Source organism: Acetobacter indonesiensis (assembly GCF_000963945.1).
Classification (GTDB): Bacteria; Pseudomonadota; Alphaproteobacteria; order Acetobacterales; family Acetobacteraceae; genus Acetobacter; species Acetobacter indonesiensis.
Window position 1 is genome coordinate 19,650 of sequence record NZ_BAMW01000024.1, and the last position, 21,839, is coordinate 41,488.

Genomic DNA, 21,839 nt, shown 5'->3' on the forward strand with positions numbered 1-21,839 from the left:
AGTGCTTTGGACAATTGCTAAGCTTGTTCTAGGTGCTTGGGTAATTCTCTCCTTAGGCGTGCATGCCGGCGAGGGAAGCAATGACGGATGTTCCCGTTAAGGAGGCTTTTGATGAGAAGTGACAACCTGACGACCGAGGCTAACTTTCCAGCGTCCCTTCACCCCGCGCTTAAAGCCCTTGTCGCCGAAGCCGTAGCAAATGCAGCATACTCAGAAGAACTTGCGTCCGCTTCTGAAGAAGAATTTGTCACGGCCGCCATGGTGAAAGACGGGCTAGAAATGGTCGGTCTCAATCTTGAGATAGGCGCTACATATCAAATCTGGTCCTTGATCTCTCTCAATTCTCAGGCCGGTTGGCTCGATGGACCTCGTGATGCGGCGGATGCGCTGGTCGCGGTGCAGCGACTGTGTCAGGATATTGCTGATGGGTCTGACTATGCGGGTTTTTCGGGAAAAGGATAACGAGCAATGCTGGATGCTCTACACCTGACCGGATCCTGGCCTGTTCTACGCTCGCGTGTTCTCGAACAGGTAGACCGCCTCACTAGGCAGCGTTTGGCTCAATCTGTCATTACGATCGACGTTCTCCGTCCCATTCTCTCGACAGCCCGCTTCTCCCCGCCCCTTCCAGTCTTTATCGCCGGCAGCATGCTTCCAGATGGGTCTGCTCTGCCCGATACTGAATTGCCCTACTGCGCCGAACACACAGCCAGTGCGCGTAAACTTCTTGAGGGGGCGCTTTCCTCCCTCCCCAGCGGCTACCATCTCGAAGTAGCTCTTGAGATCGATCGACAACGCTTAGCGTTTGTCGCGTCGCTTGTTTCGTCGGACCAAAAAGAAAGACCATCTTTCCTTCCGAGCAAGGACAAGGTCAATTCTATCCCGACACCTGCACCTATCGGACAAGCTCCAGCTAATGTTGTCCGCTGGTTTTCGGCTTTGGCCGAAGCTGAAGTTCCCAAACATGACGGCCAACTGGAGACATCACAGGCAGCCGTAGGCACATTCGTTCATATCGGTAAGGCCGCTAACACCCGCCGGGCCTACCGCTCGGCCATCCGTGGCTGGTGTGCATTTGCTGAACGTCATGATCTCCCTGCCCTGCCTGCGCGGAGTGAAGATGTTGCAACCTATCTCGCGGACTTGGCTTTGCGCGGACGAAAGCCAGCAACTATTGAACTCTATAGGGCTGCGTTGCGCTATCTTCATCATGTGGCACATCTACCCATACCTACGACACACGCCCTCGTCTCTGAGATGCTGGCCGGAATTCATCGCTCACCAAGCAAGACGCCACAACGTCGGGTAAAAGGTTTGACTTGGGAAATGCTCTGCGAAGTCGTTGATAAGATCCCTATGACATCGCTGGTGGATACACGTGACCGCGCCATTTTGCTTCTTGGCTATGGGGGAGCGCTTCGTCGCTCTGAACTGGCAGGGATCCAGCTCGAACACGTCACGCTTGATGAAGACTGCATGCGTATCACCCTACCCCACTCTAAGGGGGATAAGAAGCATCAGGGTACCTCAATAGTTATACCCCGTGGGATAACTATACATTGTCCAGTTCGTGCCTGGGAGACGTGGATACGACAGTCAAAATTGACACCACGAAGCAACACGCCAAGCGATACAAAGATAGAGAGCACAAACGAGACGACTGCCGCTTTCCCAAGAATTTGGCTGCCTGCAAAGGCGAAAATGAATGAGACTGCTCCCGATCCTAAAATCGGTAAGGAAAGTCTTTCGGACTTTTCGATAGCCACAATTATCAAACGTCGATGTCAGGCAGCCGGAATTGAAGGCGATTTTAGTGGGCACAGTCTACGTCGTGGTGCCATCACAACAGGCGCTCAGGACGGCATTGACCTGATCGCGCTCAAACGATTTTCCCGTCATCGCGATTACCGAGTTCTTGAAGCATATGTCGAAGAAGATCAAGCCTTAAGCAAACACCCAGGAAAGACGCGCTTTTAGATTAATTGCACAATTATAACATTAATTTGCATTACAGGAAATTAGAGCCAATCTATGCAACGTTGCATAGAGTCGGAAGTCGATTGGACTTTACTCACGGCTGATCGATATGGAAAGCGTCCAACTAAATTATCTAGGATAAAACTACACAGTGGGTTGGACTTTACTCACAACAGAAATGGACTTTTCTCACGCGAATCTACTTAATCCACTGGACCCTACTCACACAGCAAATAATATATATCTAATAATCTTCAATTCGCTTCGTGAGTATAGTCCAAAGGCCGTGAGTAATGTCCAACCCAAACACGGGGAAAACTGGTGTGAGTAAAGTCCAACTTGACCAACGCCCCTTTGCTACGTCAGGGTTGGGCTAATGGCAGATGTTCATCACCTCTTATTGCAACATGGCCTTGAAGAGGCCCGTCGATTACAAAACATCGACAAGAACTCCCGTGCTTGCGTCGATGCCGCACACGAAGTGCTGTGTGATGAACAACAGGCTATCGGGATAGCGCACGCAGGCTTCGCAATGGCAGCTCTTCCACACAAAAAACCTAAAACTGCCGTGTGGGAGCGCGATGGTGGGCCAGTAAAATTACTTATTGAGAGCGGCCTTGATGCGAATAAAGAGCCAGTTGGTATTCCTTATGGCTCAGTAGCACGACTAATACTGCTATATCTTCAGACACAGGCTGTAAGAAACAAGAGCAGGCAGATTGAGCTAGGCGCATCTATGAATGCCTGGCTTTCTGCAATGAATCTATCAATTGGAGGAAAAACTTACAATTTAGTGAGGGAACAGAGTCGAAGAATTAGCCGATGCCGCTTAACTTTTTTCAGAACTGATGCTGGAAACCAGTATGTCAGCAATGGAGCATTTGTCCGAGACGCTATATTCCCACTCGATCCGACAAACTCAGAACAGCAGTCTTTGTGGTTAGAAGTAGTAACGCTAGATGAGTCTTTCTATAATAGTCTCATTCAGCATCCACTACCTCTGCGTGAAGTGGCAATTCGCCAAATTTCAGGTAGGTCAATGGCTATAGACCTCTATATTTGGCTTGCTTATCGCCTCCACGTTCTTACAATGCCTATAAAAGTGACTTGGGCAGCCCTTAAGAGTCAATTCGGTCCAGATTATCGAGAACTTCGTTTTTTTAGACGCGATATTATTCCTTCTCTGAATCTTGCTTTGTCTGTTTACCCTGAGGCCATTGTAACTATAGATGACCGCCAAGGGCTAACTCTGTTTCCTTCGCCTGCACCCGTTAAAGAGCGCAGCCGACGCTTGCTCTAAAAAATTTCACTCAATTGGACTTTTCTCACGGTTCACTTTTGATGGACGAGAAATTTTACGCAAAAAAATAATTTCCATTTAATCCAATTGATTACTCACAAAAAAATGGTCCGTGAGTATAGTCCAGTACCTTCCTGTTGATGTTGAGTGTTGACAGGGGGGTGTTGATAGATCAACACTCACTGTAATTTCTGACAGGTGAGTGGTTATGACGGAAAATAATGCGGGTAATACTCTAAAAAAAGTTAGGCTGAGCTTAGGTCTCTCACAGGCCGAGTTAAAAACTTTGCTGAACGAAAGACTTTCTAGAAACTATGATAGACACACAGTCTCACGCTGGGAAAACGGGCGTCAGCCTATTCCCTCTGAGGTATCTAACGAACTAGAGCAGCTTGTCGAACGCAGACCTCAGCCATTGCAGGTAATTGTCTTTGCCAACCAAAAAGGTGGAGTTGGTAAAACAACAAGTGCATTAAACATTGCTTATGCTTTAAGTCGTCTAAACTATCGCGTATTGTTAATAGATGCTGATCCACAAGCAAGCGCAACTTCAGCTCTCGTAGGCGATGCTTTAGTTCAGCTTTATCGCAATGGTAGAACACTGGATGCGGCCTTACTAAAGGGGGCTTCATTTTCAGACGTCATACTTGATAAATCAGCAGAACTTGAAAACGGACGAATTCTACCGTTTTCTTTTATACCAAGTCATATTGATTTGGCTGAAGTAGATGTTCGCAGGGAACCTGGAACAGAAGGTCTGCTACGTGAGGCCATTCAAGGGGTTCAGAATGATTTTGACTACATTATTATTGATAGCCCGCCCCACCTTGGCTTTCTGACCTGGATGGCATTAACAGCAGCAAATCAGGTTTTCATTCCAGTTCGTACTGAGCCCTATGACGTGATGGGGGTAAACCTGATTTTAGACACTATTTCCAAAGTAAATCGCCGATCAAACCCACGTCTCAGAATTGGTGGAGTAATTCCGACACAATATTCGTCAAATCAATATGTTGATGTGGGAATAATTGAACACCTAATTTCGTCTCTCACAGGAAAGGCTGATGTTCTGGAGCCTGTTCCAAGTAGTACAGCTTTCAGTAATGCTGCCTGGGAAGGTAAAATATCTGTGGAGCTAACACCTCTGAACCCTGCCGTCCGTCCCTACGTGCGGCTCGCTGAAGCGATTGGCACGGGAAAGCAGCCTGTGCTTGCAACCGATGTTTTGGACCTAAATCAGACAGAGGAATAAGCCCATGGCTAGAACTTTCAAAAAGAGAAGTCCCTCTGCATTTCTTGAATCGCAGAAGGGGGTAACTACCTCTTTTGCAACTCCTTTTCTCGGCAAAGGAAAATTTAATCATAGCTTTGAGGTCCAGCTTACAGAATTGCTTCCTGATCCGGAACAGCCTCGTAAAAATTTCAATTCGGAAGAAATTGAAGCGTTAGCATCGTCTCTTACAGAGCAAGGAATTCTACAGCCTATTCTTGTTAGAGAGGCAGCAGAAGGCTCTGCAAAATGGATTATTGTGGCAGGTGAAAGGCGGTGGCGAGCTGCTGTTAGCCTTGGTTGGGAGACGCTCCCAGCAATAGAATATGATGGAAATTACAGAGCAGCCAGCTTGGTTGAGAACTTACTGCGAACTGATTTGTCTGCAGTTGAGGAAGCGCGCGGTCTGCGTAGCATTATGGACCTAAATCACTGGTCACAAAGTGAAACAGCAAGACAGTTAGGATTGAGTCAATCCAGAGTAAACCGCACACTGCGGGTTCTTGATCTCCCTAGTGATTTTTTAGATTATGCATCTGCGAATGCCATTCCTATTAATGTATTAGTCCAAATAGTGCGTGAAGAGGATGCTCATAAGCAACAGGCCTTAATGGACCGTGTAATATCTGGTTCTGGGTCTGTCTCTGAATTGCTGGACATACGCCAAATGTCCAGCGCGCAATCTCAGAAAGCAACAGCAAAGAAAGTAGGAACAGGGCTTAAAGCTTTTAAAACCATTCGCAGATTCATCAAAGAAACCTCTACAATCGCTGACAAAAAGGTAGCATTGTCTGACGAAGAGAAAAATGACCTTCGCCAAGCCCGTGATATGATTGACCAGTTGCTAGCTTAACTGAGAGAAATAATCCGATAGCTCCAAGGCTATGCAACGTTGCATAGCCTTTTTTTTGATTTCGACCTCAACTCCTATGCAACGTTGCATAGGACAGAAGGACAGAAGGTTCACCAGCCCTGAGCGTGCGCCGCAAGTGGTTGGTGCTCGCCATGCTCGTCCGCTGCGCGGCCTGTGCGTGGCTCCGCTCCCGGCGCTTCGCACCGCACTTGCGCCCCCCACTCCGGCCCGGTTGTCAGGAAGGCATAAGGTACAAGGGATGAAGAGAGTAGACGCTCCCCTTCCCGCTCCTTGCCACTAATCCCGACAAACCTATGCAATCAGGCCCCCGACCCTTTCTAAGGCGTCGGGCGATGCCGATTGGACGGAGTGCGCCATCATGTCCATGTCAGCCTCGCAACTCAATCTGTTTGATACCACTGTACTGTCCGGTGAGCTCGCATCCCTCTGGTCTCTAGACGATGACCAGCCCCTTCCCGAAGTCAGCCTCCCCTCCCCTCACTCTTTCCGTATCCCTCAGCGAGATTTCCGGCTGAAGGGACTGCGGGGTCTTGCGAGCGGATGGAAAGCCCGTGCTGAGGGTAATCTGGCAGCAATTGCCCTTCTCGGTGAACTTGAGCGCGAGGATCGTAATGCCACTGAGGCAGAGCAGGACGTGCTCGCTCGTTTTACAGGTTTTGGTGCGGGTGAACTTGCCAACAACCTCTTCCCGCCAACAGGCAAAGAAGTGCGCAAGGGATGGGAAAGTCTTGCATCAGAACTAGAACAGCTTACGACGGAGACTGAAAGGGCTGGCCTGCAGCGCGCCACACAATATGCACACTACACACCAGAACTGATTGTTCACTCACTGTGGGATATGGCTCAGCGCATGGGTTTTCGTGGCGGTTCAGTGCTTGAACCGGGTTGCGGAACCGGGGTCTTTATAGCCGCACGACCTGAGAAACTGGAAGGCAAGATCGCCTTCACAGGCATTGAAAACGATCCAATCTCTGCCCGGATAGCGCGCAAGCTCTACCCGAACCAATGGATCCGCAGTGAGGATTTCACGCGAGCCCAGCTCCCACAGGGCTATGATCTGGCGATTGGTAATCCACCCTTTAGCAATCGCACGGTGCACGGTCGTGATGGCTTGGAGAAGCAGGGACTAAGTCTTCATGACTTCTTCATTGCCCGCTCACTCGAAGCTTTACGACCAGGCGGTATCGCCCTGTTCGTGACCTCCCGATACACACTGGACAAAACGGATACTAAGGCACGACAGATTATCGGCGAGAGCGCTGACCTGCTTGGCGCTGTGCGTTTACCTGAAGGCGCAATGCGTGACGATGCCGGGACAGATGTGGTGGTCGATATCCTGGCATTCCGCAAACGAGAAGTGGGAGAAGTGCCGTCAAATGAGAGCTGGGTTCAAACTGCAGACATCCCAGACTCAGACGAGGGAAATGGTCCGCTCGTCATAAACCGGTATTTCCTTGACCATCCCGAACAGGTGCTCGGCTGTCATATTTGGACGACAACACAGTTTGGTCCTGGTTACACATGCTCTGCCACCGCCGGAGCAGAACTAGATCTTCTTCTTCCGCAAGCCCTGAGCCGGATTGCGCCCAACGTTCATTTTCTACAGCCGCTAGAGGCGCGCATTGTCCGGCCAGCAGGTGAGGGCGTTACGGTTGGAACCGCGGCAAGTGGTGCAGACCTCAAGGAAGGAAGCTACTTTGTAGAACGGGGTGTTCTGCACCAGATTAGCGAGGGACAGGCCCAGATCGTCCCGATCCGCAAAGCAGGTCAGGCAGAGGGGATTTTTGCCAAGCATGCTCGGATCATCCGCGGGCTGGTGCCCATCCGTGATGCCGCACGAAGTGTGTTGCGGGCTCAGATGCAGAACCTGCCTTACGGATCGCAGCAGCGCACACTGAAAACAGCGTACCAGAGTTTCGTGCGTGAATTTGGCCCCATCAATCATACCCGCACCACGCTGCGCGAAAATCCTGAAACTGGGAAAACACGGGAAACCCAGCGGCGTCCGAACCTGCAGCCCTTTCTGGATGATCCTGACGTTTGGTTGGTGGCTTCGATTGAGGACTATGACGAACGCACGGATACGGGCCGCATGGGGCCGATATTTTCTGAGCGTGTCATTCATGCACCGACAGAGCCTGAAATACACGGAGCCCATGACGCGCTGGCTGTGTCCTTGCATGAAACGGGTCGTGTAGATCTGCCTCTCATTGCCGAACTGCTGGGACGGAGTGAAGCCGATACGTTGGTTGAACTGGGCGAGAGTGTTTACCTTGATCCAGAACGTAGCACACAGGGCAGGGACGTCTGGGTCACGGCCGATGAGATGCTCTCAGGTGCCGTGCGGACCAAGCTGGCTTTGGCACGTGAGGCCACACAACTTGACCAACGGTTTGCACGCAATGTCAGCGCCCTGGAAGGCGTGCAGCCAGCGGATCTGCGACCCTCTGAAATTACAGCGCGTCTGGGAGCGCCCTGGTTGCCCGTTACGGACATTCAGGACTTCGTACAAGAGGTCATGGGGATTGAAACAACCGTTCGTCATACCCCTGAAGTGGCATGCTGGAGTATCAACCGTACGCCTTTCCTGTCTCGCGCTGAAGCAACATCTGTCTGGGGCACAGAACGACGGAATGCAGCGGAACTGTTGGAAGACGCGCTCTCTCAGTCCATTCCCAAAATCTGGGATCATTGGCGCGACGAAAATGGCAACGAGCAACGCGAACTCAATACGCAGGAAACGGAAGCGGCCAAAGCAAAACTGGCTGCAATTAAAAGCGCGTTCGAAAAGTGGGTGTGGCAGGATCCCGACCGCTCTGATCGTCTCGTAAAGCTCTATAACGAGACTTACAACAATCTGGTGCCACGGGCCTTTGATGGCAGTCATCTGCGTCTCCCTGGCGCAAGTAGTGCGATTACACTTCGTGCTCACCAGAAGCGCGTGGTCTGGCGGATTATTGCCTCAGGGCGCACTTACATGGCCCATGCTGTGGGGGCAGGAAAAACCTTCTCCATGGCGGCTGCCGTGATGGAGCAGAAACGCCTTGGACTGATCAGTAAGGCCGTTATCGTGGTTCCCGGCCACTGCCTTGCACAGATGGCGCGTGAATATCTCATGCTCTACCCTACAGCGAGAATTCTCGTGGCAGACGAGACAAATTTCGTCAAAGCAAAACGTCAGCGTTTTATTGCCCGCGCAGCAACTGAAAACTGGGATGCGATCATCATCACCCATGACGCTTTCAAGTTTATTCCAGTGGAGGCGGGTTTTGAACGGGGGATGATTGAAGATCAGATTGCGTCATACGAGGCCATTCTGTCTGGCCTGGATGGCGATGACCGTATCTCCCGCAAGCGCATTGAACGCATGAAAGAGGGGATGGAGGCTAAACTGGAAGGATTAGCCGCCCAGAAGGATGATCTCCTTCATATGGGTGAAATGGGCATCGACCAGATCCTTGTGGATGAAGCCCAGCTCTTTCGGAAACTGTCTTACGCGACCAATCAGTCCGATCTGAGAGGTGTCGATCCTAACGGCTCACAGCGCGCATGGGATCTTTTCGTTAAAACGCGTTATCTCGCAAAGACTGATCCAACACGTCCACTGATCATGGCTTCAGGTTCGCCGATTACGAATACGATTGCCGAATTGTGGAATGTCGGACGGTATATGGATCTGGATGCTCTTGTCGCCCGCAATCTCCATGAATTTGATGCTTGGGCGGCCAACTTTGGGGAAACACGCACCGAACTGGAGCTTCAGCCCAACGGTCTCTACAAACCGGTCACGCGCTTCACCGAATTCGTCAATGTGGCCGATCTTATGGCCATGTATCGTGACTTTGCGGACGTCGTTCAGTCAGACGAGTTGGCCCGTTATGTCAAGCTGCCCTCACTTAAGGGCGGTAACAGACAGATTGTGGTGGCCGAAAGCACAGAAGACTTTAGGGCATTCCAGCAGACCCTTGCAGAGCGGATGCGCGCGATTGAAGCCCGTTCAGGTCGTCCACAGAAGGGAGACGACATCATTCTGAGTGTGATGAATGATGCCCGGCATGGTGCGATCGATCTGCGCTTTATCGCACCATGGGCGGATAGTGACCCACATTCCAAGCTGAATGTGATGATCCGGAAGGTGTTTAAAATCTGGCATGAGACATCTGCCAATCGTTACACCAATCCCGAGACGGGCAGGGCTTACGATTTACCGGGGGCGGTGCAGATGATCTTCTCCGATCTCGGCACCCAGGCCTCCCAGACCAAGCGCGGGTTCTCGGCTTATAACTGGATCAGGTCAGAGCTGATCCGCATGGGTGTCCCAGCCGAGCAGATTGCCTTTATGCAGGATTACGACAAGGCGGCAGCCAAGCTACGACTGTTTGGTGATCTCAATGCAGGCCGCAAGCGTATCCTGATCGGTTCAACAGCCACAATGGGAACAGGGGTCAATGCCCAGCAACGCCTAAAAGCCCTGCATCATCTCGACGTGCCCTGGCTTGTGGCGGATATCATGCAACGTGAAGGTCGGATTGTGCGTCAGGGCAATCAGCATGACGAAGTGGAGGTTTACGCATACGCCCAGCAGGGATCCGTGGACGCCACCAACTGGCAGCTCCTTGAACGGAAGATGCGATTTATCGGCCTTGCAATGTCGGGAGACCGGACCATCCGTCGTATTGAGGATGTGGGCGGTGAAGGCAACCAGTTTGCAATGGCCAAGGCGCTGGCATCAGGCGACATGCGTCTGATACAAAAGGCTGGCTTGGAAGCCGATATCGCGCGTCTTGAGCGTTTGCAAGCCGCACATTTCGATGATCAGTTCAATGTGCGCCGGCAGATCTAGAGAGCTGAACGCGACATCAAGACAGCGCAGGCACGGATTCCGAAAATTGAGGCGGCACTCACACAGCGTATCACCACGAAAGGCGAGGCGTTTGCGCTTCACCGTGACACCAAGGTGGTTGAGAGCTGTGAAAAAGCTGGGGCATGGATACTGTCGCAGGCGCGGCTCGCTGAACGGGAAGGCCGGACCGGGCAGTGGAGCATGGGTCGGATCGCCGGATTTGAAGTGATGTGCGAAGCTCATGAACAGCAGTTCAGAACGTCCGATAAGAGAAAACCAGAAGTAGTCTCCTCGATCTATCTGGATACACCTGCCGGGGAAATCGAGGTTGAGACCGATCGTGAGACCAGGCCTCTGGGACTGATTTCACGGATTGAGCACGCAGCCTTACGTCTGGACAGCGATCTGGCTGAAACACGTCGCAGTCTGGATGAGGCACAGCGGCGACTGCCAGCTTATCGCGCACGAGAAGGACTTCCTTTTGCAGAAGCCGACGATCTCGCGGCGAAATGTGCCGAGCTATCCGCATTGGATGCTGCGCTGGCGGCTGAAGGCAAGGAAAAGGAAGCTGCGCTGAAATCGGCCACAGCAAATGATGATACTGCTTCTGCGGTTGCAGAGAAAATTGAACAGGTGGCTTAAGAAAATAAGAAAAGCACAAAGCCGAAAAGGGAAGGGCGGGCCACAGGCCGCCCACACGCCGCAAGGGTTCGCCCCGTTCCGGGGCCGCGCTGACGCTCGCCCTTGCCCCGTGTAGGCGTCTGCGACCGTGCCGAAGGTATGAGGTCAGAAAATTACACCTCATGACCCTGAAAGTGAGGAGAGTATCATGACGGAACTTCGCCGCGTCGATCCCAGAACACTCGTACCAAACCCGAATAATCCACGTAAGACCCAGCCAGATCCTCGTGCGGAACATCAGCTTGCGCTGAATATCAAGACGGTGGGCCTGATACATGCGCCCTGTGTGCGTGAACTTGAGGATGGTCGGTTGATGATTGTCGCTGGTCACAGGCGGGTGCGAGCCAGTATTGCGGCGAAATTGCCTGAAATTGACGTGCATGTCCGTTCTGGTGATGAAAAAAGCGATACGATGGCCGCTGTTGCCGAGAACGTCGTGCGTGCCGATATGACGCAATCCGAACAATGGCGTGGTGTGCTGGATATGCGCGAGAAGGGCGCTACTGATACGGAAATCTGTCGGGCTTTTATGGTCACACCAGCTTATCTTCGTGGCTTGATGCTGTTGTCCCAAATTCATCCGCCCATTATTGCGGCAATCGATAGTGGGATTGGGCCTTCCTATACTGACCGGAACGCAATTGCGCGCACTCCGCTGGAGCGCCAACGTGATGTATGGGCCGAGATCTGGGCGGAAAGCGCTGACGAAGGAGCAGATTCGGCCGACTATGAGATGAGTAGGGAAGACGCCACACATTTCGACTGGTCGGAATTTGTAAGATATCTTGATCAGGTCGAATTATATGCTCGCAACTACGAGTTTGACGACGAGACTGCAAAAGAAGCTGGTGTCGTCTGGGAAGAAGATCTCTTCGGGCAGGGTGGAGAAGATAATCGATACTGCACCCAATATGCCGCTATGTTTAAGGCGCAGCAGATTTGGGCAGAGAAAACTAAACCTGAAGGAACCATTTACCTCCAGAGCAACGAATATGGGGAAGGAATTGCGCCAGACGGATACCGGAAGGTGGGGTCCTGGGAAGCGGAATGGGACGAAGATATCCCGGCGATCTGGGTTAACCCACGCACACTGCAGATTCAAAAAGGACGGCTTCGCGAACTAGGAGAACAGTCCTCCCGCGGGAGAGAAAATGGCTCACTCTCTTTACCGTCTGCCCAAAACCCCGAAAAACCTAAAGAGCGCGCTGATATTTCAGGCACAGGGCTTAAAATTATCGGGGATGTTCGGACACAGGCTTTGCGTCAGGCGCTGGATGCTGCACGAGTAAATGCTGATCCTTGGGATCTGGTTGGTGCTTTCATTCTGGCCCTTAGTGCCAATAATGTAAAAGTCCACGGTGATGATACATATGAGCCTTATGGGAGTGTTACTGAGCGTGACCTGGCTGTCGCCCGCATCTTCCCCGAAGGTGTGTTAGTTCGTGATCCGGATCTTCTCAGAAACGCAGCTTTGGGTGTTCTCAGCAATTTCATGAATTGCGGCCTTAGTCAGCACAGCGGTAGCGGTCTACCCGCCCAGATCCTTGGGGTGTTGTTTGGTGCGGACGAGTATATGCCCACAATGGCCTTTGAGGAATTTCTTAAAAGTTACAGTAAACCGGGAATTACCAAAGCTGTTCAGGCTGAAGGTCTAGAAGAAAAACCTACTGGTAAAGCGATGCGCGAAGCGCTGATGGCCCATTTAGGCGAAAAACGATGGGTGCCAGAACCCGCTACATTTGCAGCAGGTCTTCCAGAGTGGAAAAGCAAAATAGAGGATCAGGCTGCGCGGCTGGCAGCTCGGGCACGTTTTGCGGAGCAGATGGAGGAAGAAGAAGGTGATGCCGATACTGACGTCATAACTGATAGTGAAGAGGATGATAACTGTGAGGAGGGTGGGGAGCTTGACGAAGGCCAGACTGATCAGGACAGCCTGTCTGATGGTGATGACAGTTCGCACCACGCCACTATTCCCGACGATCCACGCATCCCCAGCGAACTGACAGAGCTGGCCCGTGCGATGCCTGAACGTCTTGAAGTTATTATGGTCTGAGTAATAAGGCGATCCGTCCCTACGGGTCGCCTTATTTGTAATATCCTCTGATCATTTGAAAGGTCATTCAGAAAGTTCAGAAAATAAAAGGGGATATTTGAAAGAGAAGGGCCATAGTCTGGAGGCTGAAGCAAACGGTGGGTTCTCTCCATGCTCGACCGCGTAGCGGTCTGCGCGTGGCTCCGATCCCGGTGCTTCGCACCGCGTTTGCCTCAGCCTCCAGACTATGACGGCCGCTCTGGTATCAGAAAGTGTACTCTTAAAAAGGATGCATTTTCTGGAAATAAACCCAGATTACGGAGAGTTTTATGTCCGATATATTAGAACCGACACACGCTCTTACATCCCAGGCCCTCGCCGGATTTACAGGAACAGTGAAGTATTACCGGTGGCATAGCGGGCTCATTCTGACTGATGGCGCACGTTACATCGCAGCAAATGGTGCCGCGTGGCTGATTGATATACTGGCAAGCGTTCAGCATTTGCCGACTATGCGCGAGGAAGATCGACAGTTCTGGACCTTGAAGGTTGATCTCGAAAAACACACAGCCGTTATTATTTGCACCGATGGAGATAAGACAGGGGATGGGGAAGTCGAACTCTATCGTCAAGACATCCCTTATACGGATTTCCCCCTAAAAGAAGCCAAGTTATACGCTTTCAGTGAACCTGGCATAGGGCGAATTGTTCTGCTTCCCAGCGAATACTGAAAACGCTGACGCTCTCTTGTGTAAGGCCGCCCTGAAGGGCGGCTTTTTTTTATAGCTGTGGTGATAGGGACGTTTTGAAATGTGCAAGACACTCGATGTGACACGACAGACATGTGGTCGATATGTTGTGGAAACTTGCCTTCGACCTGATGGAGCCGTTTTTTTACGCACCCCGGAAATATTCCCGGTCAATGCCCGCAACTGGCATGGTCCGTATGAAAATATGAATGCTGCGATCACTGATTTTTTGGACCGGACGGCAATACCGAAAATAACCCGCAAGAAGCTCTCCTCTCTACGCGATCACGGCTATGCCGGGGATGTTGGTGGAAAGGAGATGATCCTCCATCTCGATCGTTGGACGGGAGCCACAACACTGAGTGATTTCGAATTGGTCGAGGAGAGCACCCAGACCTGATTCCCTTTCACCCGCATCTCTCATAAATTTGTCAGGAGAATGATCTCATGCTGAAACACAGGATCGTTTCTGGAAACCACTGGCCCCGTCCTGCAAAGCCGACCCGATGGATCTGTACAGATGAACCGGTCACATGTCGGCGTTGCCACATCGAGTGGCTGGATGGCGACCCGGCATTATCCATTGAGTGTAGTGGCTGTGGTGCGGAAGCTGGCTATCCGTGCCAGCGCCCCCAAGGCGGTAATGAACGTGTCTGTTTTCAGCGTGACCGTCAGGCTATTCGCAATGGTTTGCTGATGCCATGCGAAGGCTTATCGTGGGATGGACGGCACGATAAACGCCTTATGATGACGTTACATCCTCACCCTCACGCCATTCCAATTCTGAGTGGCGCACCAGTAAGCCGCTTTACTGCGTAAGGGATCATCTCACGTGATTCAAGTGTGTCCAATATGGGCACATGTTCAGAATTTTCATGTTGAAGAAGACGTGTTTTCTAACACGAAGGATGAGGCACGTCACGTCCTGTTTCATCGTGTAGACAAAAATTAAATCAAAAAAAAAGAAAGAGAAAAACAAAAACAACAAAGAACGAGCACCAGAGCGTCGCGTCGGGGGCAAGAGGTGGGTTCTCGCCATGCTCGGCCGCTGCGCGGCCTGTGCGTGGCTCCGATCCCGGTGCTGGCGCACCGCTCTTGCCCCCGCCACGGCGCTCCGGTCGCGCGAAGGTATCCAAAAGAAAAAGGACACCGACGATGCGCGATACGAAACTCCCTCTTCCCACAACAGCACGCGATTATCTGGAACTCGCAGGTTTCCTTGCTGGGACAATTCTTCTGGGGCTGACACTTATCATCCTGATTTGCGGACCAGCATTCATACTGCCCCACAGCATGACCTTTGCCGGCTTGGGTTAACGTCTAAGGAGAGGAATAGATCATGACCAAACATGAACGTATTGATCTCTATCAGGATGTGACCAACCGCATCGTGGAGCAGTTAGAAAACGGAGTAGCCCCATGGGTGCAGCCTTGGTCTAATACCGCTTCAGGCCCGTCACTTCCACTCAACGTCACCACAGGTCGCCGATATAGCGGTATCAACGTGCTCCTGTTGTGGGGAACCGTGCAGATGTGCGGTTTTACCTCTCAGAGATGGCTGACGTTTAACCAGGCACGAACAGTTGGTGGGAGTGTAAGGAAAGGTGAAAAAGGCACAACCGTTTTTTATGCTGACAGCTACGTGCCCGGTGGAAATGAGGCTGATGAAGAAGAGCGTGCCGTTCGGTTTCTGAAGCGCTATACGGTTTTCAACATTGATCAGTGCGAAAACCTGCCCGAAGACATGACAGGATCGGTCGCATCGTTACCGGAGCGCGAAATCGTCCCTCATGCAGAAGCTTTGCTGCAGGCCACAGGTGCGGATATTCGAATTGGTGGTGACAAGGCATTTTATGCCCCAGATCCAGACTACATCCGGCTTCCCCCACAGACTGCTTATTTTGAGCAGATCAACTGGTATCGCACGGCTTTCCACGAAACCGCGCACTGGAGTGGCCATAAAAGCCGTCTGGACCGAGACCTGTCAGGTCGGTTCGGTTCTCACAAATACATGGCAGAAGAGATCGTGGCTGAGCTTACGGCGGCCTTCGTTCTTTCCGACCTGAACATCTCGCCGACAGTCCGACACGCTGACTACATTGGGAGTTGGATTGCCCTGTTGAAGGAAGACAAGCGTGCCGTTTTTGCAGCAGCTCGTCTCGCGACACAGGCAGCGGAATACATACTTGGTTTCCAGAGTAAGGCTCCACGGTTACCCGCAGAACTTTCACAGATGGCGGCCTAATGGGACGAGGGATGCGGGCACTCGTGTCCGTATTCTGGGCTAACCCGAATACGATGCCCCCTCCAACAAGTGACACATTGCCGGACGGCAAGAGTTTATGGCTCTGCACCATACTAGACCGGAGTGTAGAGCGAGAGATCATCTCTCACTATGCACCACGTGTCCGCCCTGGTTCGGGGTGGTCACACAGCTGGTCTCCTTTGCTCGACCCACCCAAACGCTGGAGTGGCACACGCAAAGCGGCAGCACGTCGTCGCAACCTGCGCCGACGGTTGGAAAAGGCAGTTCCACTCTTTGCCGATCAGTTCGAGAAGCAGGAACTCCAACGAAGGCCGGACTACTTCGATCCAGACAGTATTGAGCGCGAACAGTGCAATAAAAACTGATTACTGATCGCTCAAAATACCCACGCACGGGAAAAAACTGATCATGAATAGACAATATTACACGTCACCTTTTCAGGGGGGAGACAATCCGTTGCGCGTCGGAACCATAGCCCTTGGTGCAATTTATCACATGCCACTTGGCGATTTTATCGGTCCGCGTGAGCCATGGATCGTCGAAGCATTTTTGAACGGCCAGTATCATGCTGCCCGTCGAGATCCTCAGACTGGGAAATGGCAGAGTGTGTTTGTTAGCGGCCGGTCAGACCGTGCTCAACTTCGTAACCTTGCTACAGGAAAACGCATGATATTGGCCACTCACTGGTTGGTCAGTAGCGCGCGGCAATTTGGTGATGAGAACTCTTATCCCAACCTTCCCGATATCGGAAAATTCTACAGAATATCCGAGAGAAAAGGGAAAGAGATACGAAGTTAAAATAAAGAAAAAGAAGAAAGAAAGAAAAGACAACACACTGCCGCACATCTTTCCGGGTCTGTGCGGTGTGAAGCGGCCGTCGTCGTGGTCAAGCCCCAAGCCTTCGGTCGTGACGGCACCGTGAAGCCGCAAGCGGCTTCCGCACCACTGCCGTCCCGAGGGCCTGACCCCGCCGCCTATGGCCGCTTCTTAAGGACCGCACCCGGAAAGATGATGCGGCAGCGGGCCGTCTCAAGATCCGGGAAAAACAGAAAGAAAATCTGTCATGCGCGGAACCGTCAATCGCGTCATCCTCGTGGGAAACCTCGGCAAGGATCCCTTACGAGAAGATCAGGAAAATGGGGGAAGCCGGGTTTCATTCCCTTTGGCGACCTCAGAGATCTGGTCAGATCAGTCTCAGGGCAAGCGGAAACAAATGAGAGAATGGCATCAGATTGTCTGTCTCGACCAACGCCTTGCCGACATGACGATGCGCAAATGCCGAAAGGGCACGCAGGTTCTGGTTGAAGGACGCCTACGCGCCACACTCGTCAGTGAAGGGCCAGCTCAGTGGGTGCGAACCGAGATCGTCATTGATGGGTCTGGTTGCGACATCACAATTCTTGAACTGAGCAAACCAACCAGGCGGAAGGCCAAAAAACCACGGGTTCGCAAAAACTGAAATCCAGAAATTAAAACAGCAAAGGACAAACGTCATGACGATGCAGATGCAGATGACCTCCTTATCTTCCGTACGCCCGAATGCTCGTTCGAGCTGGCGCCAACTGTCGTCTGAAGCCTCTTTCCTGGATTACAGTATCGGGTGCCATGCTCTTCCGTCCCGATTTGAGGCGGCCTTGCGGCGCAAAGCGGAGCGGGCACGGCGTAAAGCCTGGGAACATATGCTTGATAGCAGCCACCCGGAACGTCGGTCATGAACACATCACAAATCGTCATTAGCCATAAATTTTCAAACTCGTCGCATCATGCACTCGCAGGATGGATCTCCGAGAGGGGAGAACCGACATGCACCGAACTGCCTGCAGGCCGACTGCCAACGGTCAAACGAGCTTACAACATTCTGGGCTTACGGAAAGAAAACAAAGCTTTCTGGCCTCGGGGAGTGCTGGTCATGGTGGATAACCGTGCCATCGACGCACAACGGGATGAGCTTGCAACACTACGTGAGCGTGTTCGGTGCGAACTGGTCCTTGAACGCGAAGGCTATCGTCTTGACAAAGAAGCCACAGCGCAACGGTCGGCCAAAAACCTCAAATTCCGCCGTGGTGAAGGCGAAATCATCATTGTAAACCACGGTGGTAAAGGCTGGTGGGATCCGACAAATCCAGATCGCAGCGCGCGTGGTGATGTCATCAAACTTGTTCAGCACCTCAAGCCCGGTCTTAATCTTGGTCATGTTCGGCGCGAGTTACGCAACCTGATAGGTCTGGAGCCCAGCTACGAAGTCAGGGAACGGGTCAAACCGACTTCGACAGACGCGAACCAGAAACGTGACCCAGCATGGATGTGGGAACATCGTAATCCACCCCAGCAGGGATCAGCTGCATGGCGCTATCTTTCAGAAGAAAGAGGGCTGCCTGATCGCATACTGGACGCTGCGGCGAAACAAAACCTGTTACGAGAAGGACCCAACGGGACAGCCTGGTTTGCGCATCGTGACAATCAGGGACAGTTGAGCGGCATGGAAATGCGTGGGCCTGAGTATCGAGGCTTTTCAACCGGGGGCATTGGCAAGCGGTTATTCCGGTTTGAGTCTGATCCCGGTGTACCACCCTCACGTGTCGTCGTGGCCGAAGCAGCAATAGATGCTCTGTCTTTCGCCTCCATGGACCGTTTTTCCCGCAACACGCTTTACCTATCCACGGGCGGAGGCATGAGTCCGGAAAGTGTCGGTGAGCTGAAGCAGGTTCTGGCGGATGTAGCAAAACGTCCAGAAGGGCGTCTTGTTATCGCTGTCGATAATGATCAGCAGGGTGATCACTATGCTGCACTATACTCACAAATGGCACAGGAGGTCGGGTTGTGGAATGGACGGGCCTCTCCAAAAACACCCGGATCTGACTGGAATCAGGTTTTAAGGGCACGCGGAAACAAGGAAAGTTCAGCCCCGCGCCCTTTTGGCGAACTGGCGGGATCAGCGACATCCACCACACCAACCCCTCAGGTCGCAGCAGGATGGGTCGATGAACTCAAATCACGCAAACGCCAACAACCTCAGCCCGTCCCTCAGGCAGATCAGGCAGCGCCATCCTTAAAGCGCTCTGGCTCACCCTCAATGGGAGGTCGATAACGCCATGTTCGCCCAGAATTATCATGAACAAAAAAGCGAAATCCACGATCCGAAGTGGAGACGCGCAATACTGACAGTTTTTCACAACACTGAAGGCGCAAGGAATGTGTGGGAAAAACGATGTTCCAATCCTGCTCAGACACCTTGCCAGTTTGTCAGCTGCACCGATGGAACACGTGATCTGGTTGGCGTGGTGATCGGTGGAACGATGCCAGAGGCTGCAGACTCAAGGCTCTGGGACTTAGACTGTGCGTTCACCTTACTCACTGAAAATGCCGAAATTCTCATTGTTAAAGGCTGGTACGCCACAGCAGTCGAACAGGTCGTTGAGGATATCACAGAAGGAATTGAAGCCATGAAATCAAACGAACAAACATATCGCGATGACGTTCTTGACCTTCTGGTTATCAAAGCGGGTCTTGCGCAGCAGCTTGATCAGTCCCCAGCTGCTAAAGCGTTCTGGGATATCCATCTTGAACGCCTTGGAGCAGCAAAATGGCCAGAGGGGCCTCTGCCACAATGTCTTGTGCGTTTTGATGAGCGAACCGGTGCCAAACTCGGTCTCGTTATCAGTGGTGTCTGGGTTGAGCGTTTGGGAGACTGGGATCTGAATGAACCGTTCCTTGTGCTTTCAACGGATGGAGAAATCCAGCGGTGTGAGGGGCGCGTTGTGGAACAGGTGAGCGTGTTATGAGCGCCGCTCTCAGCATTCCACCGCGACTTGCTCCTGTGCTGGATGACCTCACTCCAGCGCAGCGTGCTGCCGCTTTGGCACTGGGGCGCGTTCTGGTGCTTGCAGGTGCTGGGACAGGGAAGACCAAGACCCTGACGGCAGGTGTTGCCGCTCGGATCGAACTGTATGGCATGGAGCCATCACGTATTCTTTGCGTGACGTTTACAAACAAGGCAGCCCGAGAAATGCGGGAACGTATTACAAGGGCCTGCGGAGAAGGAATGGCGCCATCATGGCTGGGAACATTCCATGCACTGTGCGCACGCCAGTTGCGGGCGGAACCCGACATTGCCCATTTGAGACCAGGGTTTGATATTCGCGACGCCGATGACACGCTTGCGATTGTTCGTCGTCTGATCAAGGCCACGCCCGTTGAGCAGTTGCCCCGCCCAGAGGAGGGAGAACCCGGAGATGCGCGTCAAATCGCCAAGATGGCCGAACGGATTTCTCGTTTGAAGGAAGATCTGGTGACGCCTGAGATGGCAGGGCATCATGTTGAAGCCATGATAGCGCGAGCACATGCCCAGAAACGTTTTGTGGACGATGCGGGCTGGCGCTATGTGGTTGGGTTGTATGGTCGTTACCAGAGTTTGCTACGCGAGCAGAATGCTGCAGATTTTGGGGATCTGTTGATGTGGCCGACATTGGCAATGCTTCACAATGATGCCTATCGCTACCGCTGGTCACGCCGTTTCACAGCCGTGATGGCAGATGAGTTTCAGGACGTCAATCGAGCCCAGTTTTTATGGCTTAAAATGATTTCAGAGGTGTCAGCAGAGTTCTTTGCTGTAGGTGATGACTCTCAAAGCATTTATTCATGGCGTGGGGCGAAAATAGGATTTATCCGGGGGTTTTCAAAAGAATTTCCAGACGCGCAGACATTTAAACTGGAAGAAAACTTCCGATCGACAGGTCATATACTTGATGCATCGAATGCAATCATCGCTCAGGATCAATCGCGCATTCCCAAAACTCTCTATACGCGCAAAGGGGCAGGTCAACCCGTTGAGGTGCTGCAGTTTTCCTATATGAGCGAAGAGGCTGATGCGATTGCCGCTGAAATTGGTAGACGTGCAGCATCTGGGTGCGCTTGGCATGATATAGCCGTTATTTACCGACAGAACAGGCTCAGCCGTGCCATTGAGGAAGCTCTGATCCAGGCCCGTGTTCCTTATGAAATTGTAGGAGATGTTGGGTTCTACCAACGTGTGGCAGTTAAAGATGCTCTTGCACTGCTCTCTCTTGCCGCCCGCCCGGATGACCGACAATCCGATGAAGCCTTCCGTCGGGTAGCAAATAAACCCACGCGCGGGCTTGGAGCCAAGGGGTTAGGAGCTATTGAACTGAGAGCCCGTGATCAGGACATATCCTTATTGGCTGCTGTCAGTGAAACACGCCTCTCCCAAAAAGCTGCGGTCGCCCTGGGAGAGTTTGAGCGTGTGGTGAGGGAGATTGGCGCACAAGAGGATCTGACTGTCGGGGATCGGATGCGTCTCTTGCTTGAAGATACCGGTTATTACGACATGCTCCGAGCTGATGACAGTGATGAAGCTGCGACGCAGATGGAAAACCTCGCGGAGTTGGCCGACGTTGCTGACCGTTATCGTAAGATTGATCACTTGATGGAGCATGCCTCACTGGCTTCCGGCGCCCCAGGGGAAAAAGGTAAGGAGCGGGTGCAGTTACTGACAATGCACCGCGCTAAGGGTCTGGAGTTTCGTCACGTTTTTCTTCCAGCTTGGGAAGATAATCTCTTCCCAGGCACGAATGCTCGTAATCTGGATGAGGAACGTCGCCTAGCCTACGTTGCGCTGACGCGCGCTATGGAGCAGGCGACAGTGACCTCATGCGATTATCGGCAAGGAACATCCTCCACTCCCTCGCGGTTTCTCAATGATATTCCACCGGGCAATCGGGTTTCACACTGGAACTGGCAGGTTGGGCAAGGAGCGATTCCAAGCACCAGATCTGCCTGGGAGCAAACAAGACGTGAACTTGACGCACTAGGTTTGTGAGAATGGACGAT

The 21,839-nt window shown here is 52.2% G+C and carries 19 protein-coding genes and 1 pseudogene; 19 read left to right on the forward strand and 1 reads right to left on the reverse strand.

Features of this window, described 5'->3' with window-relative positions; genetic code table 11:
* Positions 1-111: 111 nt before the first annotated feature.
* The 5 genes from Abin_RS07585 (at position 112) to Abin_RS07605 (ending at position 5,400) form a co-directional block, all read left to right on the forward strand.
* The gene (locus Abin_RS07585; protein ID WP_048845759.1) at positions 112-462 is read left to right on the forward strand and encodes a hypothetical protein; all 351 of its coding nucleotides are present in this window, start codon (positions 112-114) and stop codon (positions 460-462) included.
* A gap of 6 nt (positions 463-468) precedes the next feature.
* Positions 469-1,977 (forward strand): tyrosine-type recombinase/integrase, encoded by a 1,509-nt coding sequence (locus Abin_RS07590; RefSeq protein WP_048845760.1) that lies wholly within the window; start codon positions 469-471, stop codon positions 1,975-1,977.
* Between the two features lie 376 nt (positions 1,978-2,353).
* On the forward strand, positions 2,354-3,277 hold the full coding sequence (locus Abin_RS07595) for a replication protein RepA (RefSeq protein WP_048845761.1): 924 nt from the start codon (positions 2,354-2,356) through the stop codon (positions 3,275-3,277).
* A gap of 208 nt (positions 3,278-3,485) precedes the next feature.
* Positions 3,486-4,529, forward strand: coding sequence for an Aca2/YdiL-like domain-containing protein (locus tag Abin_RS07600; protein ID WP_048845762.1), 1,044 nt, complete (start codon positions 3,486-3,488; stop codon positions 4,527-4,529).
* 4 nt (positions 4,530-4,533) lie between these two features.
* Complete coding sequence (locus tag Abin_RS07605) at positions 4,534-5,400, forward strand: ParB/RepB/Spo0J family partition protein (RefSeq protein ID WP_048845763.1); 867 nt, start codon at positions 4,534-4,536, stop codon at positions 5,398-5,400.
* Between the two features lie 110 nt (positions 5,401-5,510).
* Here Abin_RS07605 and Abin_RS07610 read toward each other — a convergent pair whose 3' ends face one another.
* Positions 5,511-5,720, reverse strand: a complete 210-nt coding sequence (locus Abin_RS07610; RefSeq protein WP_146867674.1) for a hypothetical protein — start codon at positions 5,718-5,720, stop codon at positions 5,511-5,513.
* A gap of 59 nt (positions 5,721-5,779) precedes the next feature.
* Here Abin_RS07610 and Abin_RS07615 point away from each other — a divergent pair.
* The 14 genes and pseudogenes from Abin_RS07615 (at position 5,780) to Abin_RS07680 (ending at position 21,828) form a co-directional block, all read left to right on the forward strand.
* A pseudogene (locus Abin_RS07615) lies at positions 5,780-10,906 on the forward strand (DEAD/DEAH box helicase family protein).
* Positions 10,907-11,093: 187 nt separating this feature from the next.
* Complete coding sequence (locus tag Abin_RS07620) at positions 11,094-12,998, forward strand: ParB N-terminal domain-containing protein (protein WP_048845764.1); 1,905 nt, start codon at positions 11,094-11,096, stop codon at positions 12,996-12,998.
* A gap of 308 nt (positions 12,999-13,306) precedes the next feature.
* Entirely contained in the window at positions 13,307-13,708 is a 402-nt protein-coding gene (locus tag Abin_RS07625; RefSeq protein WP_035379820.1) for a DUF6876 family protein, read from the forward strand.
* A gap of 97 nt (positions 13,709-13,805) precedes the next feature.
* The gene (locus tag Abin_RS15820) at positions 13,806-14,126 is read left to right on the forward strand and encodes a hypothetical protein (protein ID WP_258027420.1); all 321 of its coding nucleotides are present in this window, start codon (positions 13,806-13,808) and stop codon (positions 14,124-14,126) included.
* Positions 14,127-14,173: 47 nt separating this feature from the next.
* A complete protein-coding gene (locus tag Abin_RS07635; RefSeq protein WP_048845765.1) occupies positions 14,174-14,545 on the forward strand; it encodes a hypothetical protein in 372 nt (123 codons plus the stop codon).
* A 336-nt stretch (positions 14,546-14,881) separates the two neighbouring features.
* Complete coding sequence (locus Abin_RS07640; protein ID WP_158319902.1) at positions 14,882-15,043, forward strand: hypothetical protein; 162 nt, start codon at positions 14,882-14,884, stop codon at positions 15,041-15,043.
* 22 nt (positions 15,044-15,065) lie between these two features.
* The gene (locus Abin_RS07645; RefSeq protein WP_048845766.1) at positions 15,066-15,971 is read left to right on the forward strand and encodes an ArdC family protein; all 906 of its coding nucleotides are present in this window, start codon (positions 15,066-15,068) and stop codon (positions 15,969-15,971) included.
* A gap of 11 nt (positions 15,972-15,982) precedes the next feature.
* A complete protein-coding gene (locus Abin_RS15825; RefSeq protein ID WP_231551665.1) occupies positions 15,983-16,357 on the forward strand; it encodes a hypothetical protein in 375 nt (124 codons plus the stop codon).
* Positions 16,358-16,400: 43 nt separating this feature from the next.
* Positions 16,401-16,790 carry a hypothetical protein gene (locus tag Abin_RS07655; protein ID WP_052948192.1) on the forward strand — a complete coding sequence of 130 codons (390 nt, stop codon included), beginning with the start codon at positions 16,401-16,403 and terminating at the stop codon, positions 16,788-16,790.
* A 265-nt stretch (positions 16,791-17,055) separates the two neighbouring features.
* On the forward strand, positions 17,056-17,451 hold the full coding sequence (gene ssb, locus Abin_RS07660) for a single-stranded DNA-binding protein (protein WP_048845767.1): 396 nt from the start codon (positions 17,056-17,058) through the stop codon (positions 17,449-17,451).
* 34 nt (positions 17,452-17,485) lie between these two features.
* Entirely contained in the window at positions 17,486-17,707 is a 222-nt protein-coding gene (locus Abin_RS07665; RefSeq protein ID WP_048845768.1) for a hypothetical protein, read from the forward strand.
* Positions 17,704-19,080, forward strand: a complete 1,377-nt coding sequence (locus tag Abin_RS07670; RefSeq protein WP_255319341.1) for a DUF3991 and TOPRIM domain-containing protein — start codon at positions 17,704-17,706, stop codon at positions 19,078-19,080. The genes Abin_RS07665 and Abin_RS07670 overlap by 4 nt, the downstream gene beginning before the upstream one ends.
* Before the next feature lie 355 nt (positions 19,081-19,435).
* The gene (locus tag Abin_RS15620; RefSeq protein WP_064776430.1) at positions 19,436-19,774 is read left to right on the forward strand and encodes a hypothetical protein; all 339 of its coding nucleotides are present in this window, start codon (positions 19,436-19,438) and stop codon (positions 19,772-19,774) included.
* A complete protein-coding gene (locus Abin_RS07680) occupies positions 19,771-21,828 on the forward strand; it encodes an ATP-dependent helicase (RefSeq protein WP_048845771.1) in 2,058 nt (685 codons plus the stop codon). The genes Abin_RS15620 and Abin_RS07680 overlap by 4 nt, the downstream gene beginning before the upstream one ends.
* Positions 21,829-21,839: the final 11 nt, after the last annotated feature.